The organism is Pseudomonas sp. NPDC087336 (genome assembly GCF_044744285.1).
Lineage (GTDB): Bacteria > Pseudomonadota > Gammaproteobacteria > Pseudomonadales > Pseudomonadaceae > Aquipseudomonas.
The window spans coordinates 22,963-37,240 of record NZ_JBIUYA010000043.1 but is presented as its reverse complement, the minus strand read 5'-3'; the positions used below and the strand labels follow the sequence as shown (position 1 = coordinate 37,240).

The 14,278-nt window shown below is 61.4% G+C and carries 12 protein-coding genes; 4 read left to right on the top strand and 8 right to left on the bottom strand.

Annotation, left to right across the window (positions count from 1 at the left end):
- Nucleotides 1-137: 137 nt before the first annotated feature.
- Nucleotides 138-1,106, bottom strand: coding sequence for a LysR family transcriptional regulator (locus ACIO0C_RS28580; protein WP_008054474.1), 969 nt, complete (start codon nucleotides 1,104-1,106; stop codon nucleotides 138-140).
- Nucleotides 1,107-1,376: 270 nt separating this feature from the next.
- On the opposite strand from ACIO0C_RS28580, the gene ACIO0C_RS28575 reads away from it, so the two are divergent.
- From ACIO0C_RS28575 to ACIO0C_RS28560, 4 genes are all read left to right on the top strand, one after another.
- Nucleotides 1,377-2,888, top strand: a complete 1,512-nt coding sequence (locus ACIO0C_RS28575; protein ID WP_401317431.1) for an efflux transporter outer membrane subunit — start codon at nucleotides 1,377-1,379, stop codon at nucleotides 2,886-2,888.
- 139 nt (nucleotides 2,889-3,027) lie between these two features.
- Nucleotides 3,028-5,202: an FUSC family protein gene (locus ACIO0C_RS28570; protein ID WP_401317429.1), complete on the top strand. Its 2,175-nt coding sequence runs from the start codon at nucleotides 3,028-3,030 to the stop codon at nucleotides 5,200-5,202.
- Between the two features lie 2 nt (nucleotides 5,203-5,204).
- Nucleotides 5,205-5,405: a DUF1656 domain-containing protein gene (locus ACIO0C_RS28565; protein ID WP_401317426.1), complete on the top strand. Its 201-nt coding sequence runs from the start codon at nucleotides 5,205-5,207 to the stop codon at nucleotides 5,403-5,405.
- A gap of 24 nt (nucleotides 5,406-5,429) precedes the next feature.
- Nucleotides 5,430-6,293: an efflux RND transporter periplasmic adaptor subunit gene (locus ACIO0C_RS28560; protein WP_401317424.1), complete on the top strand. Its 864-nt coding sequence runs from the start codon at nucleotides 5,430-5,432 to the stop codon at nucleotides 6,291-6,293.
- 27 nt (nucleotides 6,294-6,320) lie between these two features.
- On the opposite strand, the gene ACIO0C_RS28555 is transcribed toward ACIO0C_RS28560, so the two are convergent.
- The 7 genes from ACIO0C_RS28555 to ACIO0C_RS28525 form a co-directional block, all read right to left on the bottom strand.
- Complete coding sequence (locus ACIO0C_RS28555) at nucleotides 6,321-7,145, bottom strand: SDR family oxidoreductase (protein ID WP_401317422.1); 825 nt, start codon at nucleotides 7,143-7,145, stop codon at nucleotides 6,321-6,323.
- Between the two features lie 48 nt (nucleotides 7,146-7,193).
- On the bottom strand, nucleotides 7,194-7,658 hold the full coding sequence (locus ACIO0C_RS28550) for a multidrug transporter (RefSeq protein WP_401317420.1): 465 nt from the start codon (nucleotides 7,656-7,658) through the stop codon (nucleotides 7,194-7,196).
- Between the two features lie 220 nt (nucleotides 7,659-7,878).
- Nucleotides 7,879-9,330, bottom strand: coding sequence for a mannose-1-phosphate guanylyltransferase/mannose-6-phosphate isomerase (locus ACIO0C_RS28545; RefSeq protein ID WP_401317418.1), 1,452 nt, complete (start codon nucleotides 9,328-9,330; stop codon nucleotides 7,879-7,881).
- 196 nt (nucleotides 9,331-9,526) lie between these two features.
- Nucleotides 9,527-10,183, bottom strand: coding sequence for an alginate O-acetyltransferase AlgF (locus ACIO0C_RS28540; RefSeq protein WP_401317416.1), 657 nt, complete (start codon nucleotides 10,181-10,183; stop codon nucleotides 9,527-9,529).
- 17 nt (nucleotides 10,184-10,200) lie between these two features.
- On the bottom strand, nucleotides 10,201-11,376 hold the full coding sequence (locus ACIO0C_RS28535; RefSeq protein WP_401317414.1) for an alginate O-acetyltransferase: 1,176 nt from the start codon (nucleotides 11,374-11,376) through the stop codon (nucleotides 10,201-10,203).
- A gap of 11 nt (nucleotides 11,377-11,387) precedes the next feature.
- Nucleotides 11,388-12,953 (bottom strand): MBOAT family O-acyltransferase, encoded by a 1,566-nt coding sequence (locus ACIO0C_RS28530; protein ID WP_401317412.1) that lies wholly within the window; start codon nucleotides 12,951-12,953, stop codon nucleotides 11,388-11,390.
- A 212-nt stretch (nucleotides 12,954-13,165) separates the two neighbouring features.
- Nucleotides 13,166-14,278: a mannuronate-specific alginate lyase gene (locus tag ACIO0C_RS28525; protein WP_401317410.1), complete on the bottom strand. Its 1,113-nt coding sequence runs from the start codon at nucleotides 14,276-14,278 to the stop codon at nucleotides 13,166-13,168.

Below are 14,278 nucleotides of genomic sequence, written 5' to 3'. Positions count from 1 at the left end.
TTGAACAGACATAAAAAATCCGATACCAGAGGTCTGGTATCGGATTTTCTAGGAAGCCCAGCATGAGCTCAAATGCTTAAGTGAACAGCATTACGGACCTGGTCCGGGTTTTTTATGGCCTGTCGTTCAGGTGCGTCTCAGGTCGCCACTCGCGCCCCGGCGAGACTGCCGCTCAATTCATAGGCCGCCAGTTCCGCCTGATGCGCCGCCAACAACTCCGGCAACGACCCGCGCAGGTATTCCACCCAGGTCTTGATCTTCGCATCCAGGTATTGCCGCGACGGGTAGATCGCGTACAGGTTTAGCTCCTGGGAGCGGTACTTGGGCATCACCCGCACCAGCGTACCGTTACGCAGGCCGTCGATCGCTGCGTACAGCGGCAGTACACCGACACCCATGCCGCTGGTGATCGCGGTTTTCATCGCGTCGGCCGAGTTCACCAGAAACGGTGAGCTGTTGATGGTGACCATTTCCTGGCCCTCGGGACCGTCGAAGGCCCACTTTTCCAAGGGGATGACCGGACTTACCAGGCGCAGGCAGGCGTGGTTCAGCAAGTCGCTGGGCTTTTGCGCGCAGCCATTGGCTTTGACGTAGGCCGGCGACGCACAAACGATGCTGTAGGTAATCCCCAGGCGCTGGGAAACGAAGCCGGAGTCCGGCAGTTCGCTGGCGAGCACGATGGACACGTCGTAGCCCTCGTCCAGCAGGTCCGGCACGCGGTTGGCCATGGTCAGGTCGAAGGTCACGTCCGGGTGGGTCTTGCGATAGCGGGCGATGGCGTCGATCACGAAGTGCTGGCCGATGCCGGTCATGGTGTGCACCTTGAGCTGCCCGGCCGGGCGCGCGTGGGCGTCGCTGGCCTCGGCTTCGGCTTCTTCGACGTAGGTCAAAATCTGCTCGCAGCGCAGCAAATAGCGCTTGCCGGCTTCGGTCAGGGCGATGCGTCGTGTCGTTCGGTTGAGCAGACGGGTTTGCAGGTGGGCTTCCAGGTTGGAGACCGCGCGCGAGACGTTGGCCGTGGTGGTGTCCAGTTGCACGGCGGCGGCGGTGAAGCTGCCGGCCTCGGCCACGTAACTGAAGGCGCGCATGTTTTGCAATGTGTCCATGGGGTGCTCTCGGGTTCGATGGCAAATTGTGACACGAAGTTTCAGGGGCTGAGACCCCTACAAAGGGATTATCGCGTTAACGGTAACAAAGATTCACAGGAATCCCAGCTTATCGCCTTCAAAACCCAGCCCTAGAATTACGCCGTTCCCTTTGTAGGAGCGAGGCTTGCCCGCGAAGAACGATAACGCGGTGTACCTGTGAAACCTCGGCGCGCCGTTCGCGGGCAAGCCACGCTCCTACAGATTCCCCCACCTCAGGAATTTTCAGCAGTGCCGCGTCGCATCAGCAGAGCGCTTCAACCCCTCAGTATTCTGGCTTTAACCCTGGCAATCAGCGGCTGCATCGGAACCGGAGGTATTGCCCCCCAGGGCAAGGCGCTGGAGGCTGATTCACTGGCCACCGACGAAGCCATCCAGAGCGCGGCGCAGGATGCACACTGGCCCACTGCCCAATGGTGGCAGGCTTATGGCGATCTGCAACTCAATCGCTGGGTCGACCTGGCCGTGCAAGGCAGCCCGAGCATGGCCATGGCCGCCGCGCGGGTCCGTCAGGCCAGATCCATGGCCGGTATCGCCGAGTCGGCCGAGTCGTTGCAGATCAACGGCCAAACCACCCTCAAGCGCCACAACTGGCCCACCGATCAGTTCTATGGTCCCGGCGATCTGGCCAACAGCACCACCTGGGACAACAACGCCGCGCTGGGCTTCAGTTACGCCCTCGACCTCTGGGGTCGTGAAAGCAACGCCACCGAGCGTGCCGTGGACATGGCCCACATGACCGTCGCCGAAGCGCGTCAGGCGCAGCTCGAATTGCAGAACAACATCGTGCGCGTCTACATCGAGCTCTCGTTGCACTACGCGCAGCGAGATATCGTCGAAGCGACATTGAAGCAGCAACAGCAAATCCTCGATCTGGCACAGAAGCGTCTGAACGGCGGCATCGGCACCCATTTCGAAGTCAGCCAGGCCGAGACGCCGCTGCCGGAAACCCATCGCCAGATCGATGCACTGGACGAGGAAATCGCCCTGAGCCGCAACCAACTGGCCGCACTCGCAGGCAAGGGGCCGGGGGAGGGTGCGCAATTGCAACGGCCGACCCTGTCGCTGGGCGCCGCGCTGAAGTTGCCGTCGTCGTTGCCGGCGCAGTTGCTCGGGCAACGTCCGGACGTGGTCGCCAGCCGCTGGCAAGTGGCGGCGCAGGCCCGGGGTATCGATGTGGCGCATACAGGCTTCTATCCCAACGTCGATCTGGTCGGCAGCCTGGGCTACATGGCCACGGGTGGCGGGGCGCTGGAGTTCCTGACCGGCAGGAAACTCAACTACAACGTGGGCCCGGCGATTTCCCTGCCGATTTTCGACGCAGGCCGTTTGCGCGCGCAGTTGGGTGAGGCTTCGGCGGGTTACGACATTGCCGTGGCCAGGTACAACCAGACCCTGGTCAACGCCCTGAAGAACATCTCCGATCAATTGATTCGTCGCGAGTCCATGGACAAGCAGCAAACCTTCGCCGCCGAGTCGGTGGCCACCGCGCAGAAAACCTATGACATCGCGATGATCGCTTACCAGCGCGGGCTCACCGATTACCTCAACGTGCTCAATGCGCAGACGCTGTTGTTCAAGCAGCAGCAGGTGCAGCAACAGGTTCAGGCGGCGCGATTGAGTGCGCATGCGGAACTGGTAACGGCGCTCGGCGGTGGGCTTGGTGCAGGCAATGATGTGCCGAAGGACAGCCAGACCGTGGTACCGAAAACCCCAGCCACGTTAATGAACATCCTGAATTGAACAAGGACCCTGTGGGAGCGGGCTTGCCCGCGATTACGGTGGGTCAGGCAATAAAAGTGTCGCCTGATACAACGCCATCGCGGGCAAGCCCGCTCCCACAGGTCCGGTGTCTTAACCGAATATCACTAAGCAGGATCTGATGACGCTCTTGCCCGCACCCTTGCGCTGGCTCTACTCCCTTGAATGGCGCCGGGCTTTTTTCGACTGGGCACGCAGCGATGGCGTGACCTGGGTCTACATTTTCAAGGTATTGATCGCAGCGTTCCTGACCCTGTGGCTGGCCATGCGCCTGGAATTGCCGCAGCCGCGCACGGCGATGATCACCGTGTTCATCGTCATGCAGCCGCAAAGCGGCCAGGTGTTCGCCAAGAGTTTCTATCGCTTCCTCGGCACCTTGGCCGGTTCGGCGGTGATGGTGGCGTTAATCGCCCTGTTTGCACAGAACACCGAACTGTTCCTCGGTGCGCTGGCAATCTGGGTCGGCATCTGCTCGGCCGGCGCGGCACGCAGTCGCAATTTGCGCGCCTATGGTTTTGTGCTGGCCGGCTACACCGCGGCGATGGTCGGATTGCCGGCGCTGGCGCATCCCGACGGCGCGTTCATGATGGCGGTCTGGCGGGTGCTGGAAATCTCCCTGGGGATACTCTGCTCGACCCTGGTCAGCGCCGCGATCCTGCCGCAAACCACCAGTGCGGCCATGCGTAATGCTTTGTATCAGCGCTTCGGGGTGTTCGCCCTGTTCGTCACCGACGGCTTGCGCGGTCGCAGCAAGCGCGACGCATTCGAGGCCAGCAACGTGCGCTTCATCGCCGAGGCAGTAGGGTTGGAAGGGCTGCGTAGCGTGACGGTGTTCGAAGACCCGCACATGCGTCGGCGCAACGGTCGGCTCAGTCGCCTGAACAGCGAGTTCATGGGCATTACCACCCGTTTCAACGCCTTGCACCAGTTGCTCGAACGCCTGCGCAGCAGCGGCTGCGACCATGCGGAGGCGGCGATCAAACCGGGTTTGCAGGATCTCGCAGAGCTGCTCGACGGTTTCAGCGGTCGCGCCCTGACCAGTGCCGATGCGGCACGGCTGGTCACAGCGCTGTCGGCTTACAAGGAAGGTTTGCCGTCACGGGTGCGCAGCCTGCGGGCGATCTATCAGCAGAGCAATCCGACTGACGCCGAGCAACTGGATTTCCACACCGCCTACGAACTGCTCTATCGCTTCGTCGATGACTTGCACAGTTATGCACAGACCCACGCGTCTCTGGCTGATCACAGTCATGAGCGAGAGAATTGGGATGAACCCTTCACACCACAAACCAACTGGCTGGTGTCGGCGGCTTCGGGAATTCGTGCGTCGTTCATTCTGCTGGTGCTGGGCAGCTATTGGGTGGCCACGGCGTGGCCGAGCGGGGCGACCATGACCTTGGTCGCCGCCGCCACCGTGGGGCTGTCCGCCGCCACGCCGAACCCCAAGCGCATGGCGTTCCAGATGGCTTGCGGCACCTTGCTCGGAGCGGTGATCGGCTTTGCCGAGATGTTTTTCATTTACCCGTTGATCGATGGTTTCCCCCTGCTGTGCGTGATGCTCGCACCGGTGTTCGTGCTGGGCGCGTTCCTGGCATCGCGGCCGCAATACGCTGGCGTCGGGGTGGGCTTGCTGATCTTCTTCAGCATCGGTTCGGTGCCGGACAACCTCACGGTCTACAACCCCTACACCTTCATCAACGACTACATCGCCATGGTGATCGGCATGCTGGTGTGCGCGGCGGCCGGGGCAATTATCCTGCCGCCCAATAGCCGCTGGTTGTGGCAGCGCCTGGAACAGGACCTGCGTGGCCAGGTGGTCTACGCCATCAGCGGCAAACTCAAGGGCCTGGCGTCGAGCTTCGAAAGCCGCACCCGCGACCTGGTGCATCAGGCCTACGGCTTCGCGGCAGGGCAACCACAGGTGCAGCGCAATGTGCTGCGCTGGATGTTCGTGGTGCTGGAAGTCGGGCACGCGATCATCGAATTGCGCAAGGAACAGGCGATCCTGCCGGTGCACCCGGCCTATGCCGAGTCCCAGCCATGGCGCCAGTCTATCCGCGTGATGGGCCGTTCGCTGGTGCGGCTGTTCCTGCAACCGGGCCAAAGCAATTTGGAGCGTGCCCTGATCGCCGTCGACCACGCGATCAGCCGCGTGCAAGCCACCGATGAACCCTTCGCCCCGCACTTCGATACGTCGGCGTTGCGTCGGGTCAAGAGCTACCTGCACTTCATTCGCACTTCGTTGCTGGATCCGCAATCGCCCCTGTCCAGTTACGCCCAGGCCCCAAGGACTTGAACATGCCCCGTGAAATCGCCTTCCACGGCGTCTACATGCCGACCATGACCCTGATGTTTTTGATTGCCGCGGTGTTGGCCTGGGGATTTGACCGATGCCTGTCCGGGTTCGACCTGTACCGCTTTTTCTGGCACCCGGCGCTGCTGCGCCTGAGCCTGTTTACCTGTCTGTTCGGCGCCATGGCGCTGACTGTCTACCGTTGACTCTCTTTCACTGAGAACGCCCTGATGAAAAAGCTTTTCAGCCTGCTCGCGACCCTGTTGGTGCTCGCCCTCGCGATATGGATCGGCCGCTCCCTGTGGGAGCACTACATGAGCACCCCATGGACCCGCGACGGTCGGGTGCGCGCCGACATCATCAACGTCGCCGCCGACGTCACCGGTGAAGTGGTGGATGTGCCGGTACGCGATAACCAATTGGTGAAGAAAGGCGATCTGTTGATGCGCATCGATCCCGAACACTACCGCCTCGCGGTCAAGCAGGCGCAGTCACTGGTGGCGTCGCGCAAGGCCACCTGGGAGATGCGCAAGGTCAACGCCCACCGCCGTGCCGACCTGGACAACCTGGTGATCTCCAGGGAAAACCGCGACGACGCCAGCAACATCGCCGACTCGGCCCTGGCCGACTACCAGCACGCCCAGGCCCAGCTGGAGGCCGCCGAGCTTAACCTCAAGCGCACCGAAGTACGTGCTGCCGTCGACGGCTACGTGACCAACCTGAATGTGCATCGCGGCGACTACGCGCGCATCGGCGAAGCGAAGATGGCCGTGGTCGACATGAACTCGTTCTGGGTCTACGGCTTCTTCGAAGAAACCAAACTGCCCCACGTGCGCCTCGGCGACAAGGCCGACATGCAACTGATGAGCGGCGAAGTGCTCAAGGGCCATGTGGAAAGCATCTCGCGCGGCATCTACGACCGCGACAACCCGCAAAGTCGCGAGCTGATCGCTGATGTGAACCCGACCTTCAACTGGGTGCGCCTGGCCCAGCGCGTGCCGGTGCGGATTCACATCGATGAAGTGCCGGAGGGTGTGCTGTTGGCGGCGGGGATTACCTGTACCGTCGTGGTCAACCCAGGTGATGGTGCATAACTCCTGTAGGAGCGAGCCTGCTCGCTCCTACAGTTGCCCTCGCAACCCGAACCGCTTCATCAGCGCCGACTCCAGCAAACCCTTGGGCAACAACCCCGCCATCAACGGCAATGCCCGACTGCCATTGCCGAGACGAATCAACCGCGGCGGCTTGTTCTGCTGCACGGCCTTGAGTAACCCGGCGGCAAATTCACTGGCTGGCGTCGGATTGTCCTGGGAGGCCTTGGCCCGTGCCCGAATGCCTTCGCGCAGCGGGAACCAGGGTGATTGTTCGCTGATCAGTTGCTCGGCTTCGTGGCCGGCATTCTTGGCGAAACTGGAGGCGATGGCGCCTGGCTGAACCTCCATGACCCGCACGCCAAACGGCGCCAGCTCCATGCGCAAGGCATCGCTCAAGGCATGCACCGCCGCTTTGGACGCGCAGTAAGCGCCTGCGAACGGCGTCACCAGAACCCCTGAAACGCTGCCGATGTTCACCACGATGCCCTTGGCCCGACGTAACACCGGAAATAACGCCCGGGTCACGCCAACGATGGCGAACACGTTGGTTTCAAACTGGCGTTGCATTGCCTGCACGCCGCCATCGAGCAACGGGCCCATGGCGCCGTAGCCGGCGTTGTTGATCAACACATCGAGGCCGCCATATTGCCGGTTGATCCGTTCGCTCAGCTGTTCGAGTGCCTGTCCATCGTTGACATCCAGTTGCACGGCGGCAAAACCGGCGGCGGTCAGTGCTGCGACATCCTCAACCTTGCGGGCGCTGGCCCAGACTTCGTATCCGGCAGCCTTGAACGCATCGGCGAGGGCGCGGCCGATGCCGCTGGAACATCCGGTAATCAACGCAACGGGCATGGCGCGGTCCTTGTGCAAACGGTGGGGGAATAGCTCAGTAGGGATAGCTCAGTCGGAGAAACTACCGTGCAAACGCTCGGCGCGAAACTCCAAAGTTTCCGGGCGATAGCCGGGGCGAAGTGGCGGCAGCGGCAAGCAGTCTTCCCAGTTGCCACCGGCCTGCAATTCGCCAGGCCCGCGGTAGCGTGGGGCGGTGTATTGATTGTCGGCGAGATTGACCGTGTCGCCTGGCGCATAGGCGGCGACGCGCCAGCGTAATTCGGTCAGCGGTACATCGTTGCCGTTATTCATGGTCAATCGCAGCGGTCGGTCTGCCGGACAGTGTTGCGGTGCATAGCTGATGCGCAACTCCAGGCGCTCCAGCTGCTTGAGCTCGCGGTGGTCCATCCAGATGACCCAGGTAGCGACGATGCCCAGGCCCACGGCAGCTGCCATGGAAACCGGCAAGGCCTTGGCCGGATAGCGCAGCAACAGGATCAGCCAGGTAATGACCAGCAGGACGCCGATGAACATGACGCGAAACCTCGGGAATGGAGAGGACCATCCTACCTAAGCGTAGGGGAGGTTGGCGATGGGCTTGATTTGGCGGTGAATGTGCCGGCCTCATCGCGGGCTTGCCCGCGATGAGGTCGGCCGAGGCAGCACATGAAAACAAGCAAAAAAAGCCCCCGCCCAACCCACTGCGGATAGGGGACGCAGTGGACTGGACAGGGGCTTTTGTTTCAGCGATCGCTTACTGCGCGATGGTCTTCACCGATACGCCACGCTCGATCGGCGTAGTGCGCCCGTAGATATCTTCAAAGCGCTCGATATCGTCCTCGCCCAGGTAGCTGCCCGATTGCACTTCGATGATCTCCAGTGGAATCTTGCCCGGGTTGCGCAAGCGGTGAACCGAGGCGATCGGAATGTAGGTGGACTGGTTTTCAGTCAACAGGAACACATTCTCGTCGCAGGTCACTTCAGCGGTACCGCTGACGACGATCCAGTGCTCGGCGCGGTGGTGGTGCATCTGCAGCGACAGGCATGCCCCCGGTTTGACCGAGATATGCTTGACCTGGAAGCGCCCGCCCATGTCCACCGAGTCGTAGGAGCCCCACGGACGATAGACTTCGCAGTGGTTCTGGGTTTCGCTGCGGCCCTGTTCGTTGAGGGTGTTGACCATCTGCTTCACGCCTTGGACCTTGTCCTTGTGGGCGATCATCATGGCGTCCTTGGTTTCGACAACAACGATGTTTTCCAGGCCGATCACCGACACCAGCTTGCCGTTGCCGTGGATCATGCAGTTCTTGCTGTCCTGGATCACCACGTCGCCTTTGGTGACGTTGCCGTTGGCATCTTTAGCATTCACTTCCCACAACGACGACCAGCAGCCGACATCGCTCCAGCCCGCCGTTAGCGGCACGACGCAGGCGCGCTGGGTTTTTTCCATCACCGAGTAGTCGATGGAGTTGTCCGGGCAGCAGGCGAAGGTGGCTTCGTCGATGCTGACGGTGTCGGCGTCCTGGGCGCTGCGCTCCAGGGTCAGCAGGCAGGTGTCATAGATGTCCGGGTCGTGTTTTTTCAGTTCTTCGAGGAAGCGGCTGGCGCGGAACAGGAACATGCCGCTGTTCCAGAAGTAACCGCCGGACTGCACATACTCGGTGGCGCGTTTGACATCCGGTTTTTCGACAAAGTGAGAAACGCGGCTGACGCCTTCGGGCAGTAGCGAATCGTTGGTCGACTTGATGTAGCCGTAACCGGTTTCCGGTTTGGTGGCCGGTACGCCGAACAGCACCATCTCACCGTTTTCCGCGGCGACGGTGGCCAGGGCCAGGGCGCGTTGCAGGGCTTTCTGGTCTTCCAGCACGTGGTCGGCTGGCAATACCAGCATCAGTTCGTCACGGCCTTCATTGACCAGCATCATCGCGGTCAGCGCTACGGCCGGCGCGGTATTGCGGCCGAATGGTTCCATCAGGATGCGCTGGGTTTCCAGTTTGCGCGCGGCCAGCTGCTCGTTAACGATGAAGCGGTGGTCCTTGTTGCAGACCACGATCGGCGTGTCCATGCCTTCGAACACCAGGCGTTCCAGGGTTTGCTGGAACAGGGTGTGCTCGCCGGTCAGGGCCAGGAACTGTTTCGGGAACTGCTTACGGGAAAGCGGCCAAAGACGTGAGCCACTACCACCTGACAGAATTACCGGGATCATGTTGTTACTCCTTGAAATCGTTTGGTTAGAGCTACGAACGCTGTGTCGTTTCACTCTTGTTCTTGTTCCGTGTCCGAATGGCTGACTCGGTTCTTCTGTAGGAGCCGGCTTGCCGGCGAAGGGGGCCTTGAGGACGCCTTCGCTGGCAAGCCAGCTCCTACAGGGACGCGCTTGCGGTCAGTTTTCGGGAAATTCTTTAGCGCGTCGATACCGGGCGTTTTACCCAGACTGGCGACAGGCTGCTGCCGCTGCCGGTGACATACAGCACCGCGGCTTCACCGCGTTCCAGGGCGACTGGCTTCACGTCGCCGACTTTGGTTGCGCCGTCGTACAGCGCCAGGCTGACTTTCACCGGGTTGATTTCACGCTCGCCACGGCCCTTGGCGGCCACGTTCGGCACCACGTCGGTCTTGCCGTCGGCGGTTTTCAGGGTCAGCGCCTTGTCGCTGAGGTTCTGCACGCGTACCAGGGATTTCTGCTTGTTCTTGAACGGTGGCTCTTCGATCAGTTGTGGCGCGCCGCTGGCGTTATTGACCAGGGTGTAATAGTGGTCACCGGCCAGTTTCACCGGCAGGGTCTGGCTGCCGACCTTGGCGCTGTAGTCACCGCCGGGCATGAAGCTGAAGTCGCTGCTCGACAGTGGCGCGACATCGCTCAGGTTGGTGCTGCCGACGGTGGCGCTGACTTCGGCGTTGCTGGCGTTGTAGATGCGCACGAAGGACGAGCCTTTCGGTGCGGTCGGACCGTACAACGCGGCGTCGCCCGCGGCGAACGCTTGCATTGAAAGCATGCTCATACCAGCAACCAGAGCAAAAGTCTTGGCGAGACGACGAGGAGTAGTAGTGAAAGTCATGGTAGTACCTCTCTCTTTCAGTTTTGCGCCCGGTCGGGCGTCTCGGATTTAGTGTTTGCGGCTACGTTTTGTTGGCGAGCGCCGGCTTGTTTAAGCTCTGCGACCCACTGCGGGTCGGCGTCGCCGATTTCGTTGTTCACAGGCAGATAGCGTTCCGGAAACTCCCAGATCAGCACCTGTGGCGGGCTGTTCTTGAAAGCGTCGCTTTTGAGGTAGCTGAGCATCGGCAGAATCGGGCCGTGGCCGTCTTCGGCGTAACTGACCACATCGCTGCGCAGGGCTTGTTTCAGCGCGCCCACAAAATTCCAGCTGGGGTTGGCGCTGTAGCTGGTACCGATCAGCGCAACCGGCACTTCGGTGTTGGCGAACAGCGCGTCGTCACCGGCTGGCTGGTCTTGCGCGGCAACCGTGTTGCGCTTCTGCAAAGGCTCTTGCGCCGGCATCAGGTTTTCGAACAGCGGGTCCAGCGGCAGGAATAGACGCAGGTCGCCTTTGTGGGTGATTTTTTCCGCAGGCTCGGTGACGAAGTCTTGCGGTTCGCCGCTCAGCGGGTACTTGTCGGCAATGGTTTTGGCCAGGCGGTTGGCGGCGATCTCTGCGCCTTCCGGGGTCCAGTGGGTGTCGGTACGCAGGAACACTTGCTTGCCGTCGCGCTTGGCCGCTTGCAAGGGGCCCAGCAAATCAGGGGCAAGGATGCGGTCGGCGGCCAGGCGCTTGTGGAAGTCCTGATAGAGGTTGGCGTGGATGCTGGCCGGTTTCACCTCACCCAGGTGTTCCGGGTACAGGCGCACCTTGGCCGGGACCACCGCCATCACCAGTTTCACGCCTTTGTCTTTCAGGGCCTGGCGCACGCCTTCGACCAGGGCGTAGTTGCCCTGCAGGTTCAGCTCTTCGTTGACGGTCGGATGGAATTCTTCATCGCTGTACAGCCACTGGTCGCGACCGAGCACAACGCCCGGACGACCCTCGTTGAACAGCTTGAAGTCCAGCGCGGCCCAGAGGTTGGTGCCCAGGCGCTTGATCGGGAACTCGTCGTCGTAGTGCGTCTCCACGGCCTTGGTCCAGCGGCCGTTGAGCACCGTCGCATCGGCGTTGGTGCTAAAGCCGAGGAAGCTGCGGACCGACCACAGGCCCAGGGCCAGCAGCGTCACCAGGAACAGGGCGATGTAGAAGATGCGTAATGAGCGGGTCATGGTCAGATCCCTCAGAACTGGAAGTAAAGGAACGGCGAGAAGCTTTGCGCCGAGAGTTTGAGAATCGAGGCGATGAACAGCAGCAGCACCAGCGCACGCATGGCGTAGCGCGACCAGTCAGCAGTCCAGTAGGCAGGTTGCACCTGGGCTTCGACGCCGACGGTGTAGCCAGGCTGGTGGATGCTGGTCGGGTTATCCCCAGGCACGGCTTTGATCGTGCCGGCTGTTGCGGCGGCCGGGCCGTCGGCATCGACGTTGACTGCAGGTTTGGTCTTGACCGGTGGCTGATTGCTGTAGAAGTCGCGCAGGCCGAAGAACGCCAGGGTCACGTAGGCCACGATCAGGGTCGCCACTTGCAGGCCGGTGAGGCTGGCCTGGTTGAGTTCTGACAGCGACCAGTCGCCGAAGCTGAACATGGCGCCGTACATGCGTCCGGCAACGTGCAGGTTTTCCGCGCGGAAGATCACCCAGCCCATCACCACCAGCAGGAAGGTCAGTGCCCAGCGGATCGGGTTGAAGCTGCGCGGCGAAGTGTTCAGGCCGATGGCTTTCTCGATCGCCAGCCACATGCCGTGCCATGCACCCCAGACGATGTAGGTGATGTTCGCACCGTGCCACAGGCCACCGAGCAGCATGGTCAGGAACAGGTTGCGATAGGTGGTCAGCGTGCCTTTGCGGTTACCGCCCAACGTGATGTACAGGTAGTCACGCAGCCAGGTCGAAAGGCTGATGTGCCAGCGGCGCCAGAACTCGGTGATCGACTGGCTGATGTACGGCTGCTTGAAGTTCTCCATGAAGCGGAAACCCATCATCAAGCCCAGGCCGATGGCCATGTCGCTGTAGCCGGAGAAGTCGAAGTACAACTGCGCGGTGTAGGCGAGGGCGCCGAGCCAGGCATCACCCGTGGTCGGGTTTTGCAGGGCGAAGCAATGGTCGGCCACCACCGCGAGAGTGTCGGCGATGAAGACCTTCTTGATGAAACCCTGCATGAACCGCGTGCAGCCCTCGGAGAACTTGTCGAGGGTGTGTGTGCGGTTGTTGAACTGGTCGGCCAGGTCGCGAAAGCGCAACACGGGGCCGGCGATCAGGTGCGGGAAGATCGCCACGAACGCCGCGAAGTCGATCAGGTTGCGCGTTGCCGGGGTGTCACCACGGTAGACGTCGATGATGTAGCTGATGGACTCGAAGATGTAGAACGAGATCCCGATCGGCAGCAGCACGTGGGTCAGGATGAACGGCGAAAGGCCCACCGACGTCATCATGGCGTTGATGCTGTCGACGCCGAAGTTGGCGTACTTGAAGTAGCCGAGGATGCACAGGTCGACGGCCACGCCGAGCAGCAGCCAGCGTTGTGCCGGTTTGGTCCGGACACCGGCGGCACCGACTTTCAGGCCGATCCAGTAGTTCCACAGCGTGACCGCTGCGAACAGGGCGAGGAAGTCCACACGCCACCAGGCGTAGAACACGTAGCTGGCAATCAGCAGCAACAGATTGCGATAGCGTTGCCCGCTCAGGTAGTACAAGCCGAGAAAGATCGGCAAGAACAAAAACAGGAACACGTTGGACGAAAAAACCATTCCGATCTCTCCTTGTTTAACCAACAGTCAAGGGCCAACGGCCCCCCCAAACCCCCCCACAGAAAGGCGGGGGGCATCACACAAAACTCAAACCTTGCACTGACCCTGTGGGAGCGGGCTTGCCCGCGATAGCGGAGGGTCAGTCACCCTCAATGCTGGATGTGCCGGCCTCATCGCGGGCAAGCCCGCTCCCACAGGGTTAAGTGGTGGTGCTAAGAACCTTTGCCCTTCTCGCTGGCCGGGTCGTAGACACGGGTCAAGTCACCCCCGAGGCGGAAGGTCTTGAACGGTTGCATCTCGTGCTTCTTCTCCAGCACGTCTGGCGCGCAGGTGTAGAGCGAGCAGAACGGTTCGAGCCAGGCGAATTTCGAATCGACCTTGAGGTCGGTCATGTCCTGTTCCTTGCCGTTTTTCTGCTCGAATTCGTCCGGGTCTTTGACCCCGGCGAGTACCCGATCACCCAGGCGTTTCAACGCGCCGTTGTTTTCCTGACGCAGGTCCACACCGTTGACCTGGGCGAAACTGGCGATCATCGCCAGCGGCGGCAGGGCATAGTTGTGGTAGGCCAACGCACGTTGCTGACGCTTGAGTTCGTTAGGCAAAAAGCCCTGGGCGTCGACCTGATTGGCGCCAACCTTGAACTCTTTCACGGCCCAGTCGAACAGGTCGCGGCGGTTGGTGGCGACGGCAGTTGCCATCACCGACCAGGCGGCCCAGTACGAATGGTTGTTGGTCTTGTCCAGCGGCAGGTTGTCCCAATCACTGACCACCTGGTCGGCCATCTTGCTGAACCAGGCCTCGATCAGTTGCGACTCTTGCTGATGATTGGCCAGCGGACGGGAGTCGGAAAACTTCAGGCGAATGTACGAGGACGCCATGCTGCCCAGTGCCCATTTGCGCATCGACTTGCCAGTGTGGTTGAAATCCTTGGACATCAAGGCATCCGCCTTGGCCCAGGCAGTCAGCCAGTTGAGCGTGCATTCGAGCTGCTCAGGGCGACCGTCACGCATGAACTGCATCACGCGCTTGCTGGTGCCGCGCTCGATTTTGGTGATGTCGGCGGTGCTGTCACGAAAGGCTTTTTCCGATTGCACGTTCAGCGTTGAACGGGCCTTGTCCGAGCCTTCGTACTTGCTGCGAAATTGCAGCGAGCCGGTGTACGGCGTCGGCATCGCGTCACAGCGTTCGCTCTTGTCGCCGCTTTTGACTTTTTCGATGGGCGCGAAGTAACCCTGGGGCGGACGCAGTGGCGCCGCGGCCTGAGTCGCGCCGGCGAACATCGCCAGGCTCAACAGCGTCAGTGTTGCAAGTTTCGGAGTTCGCAT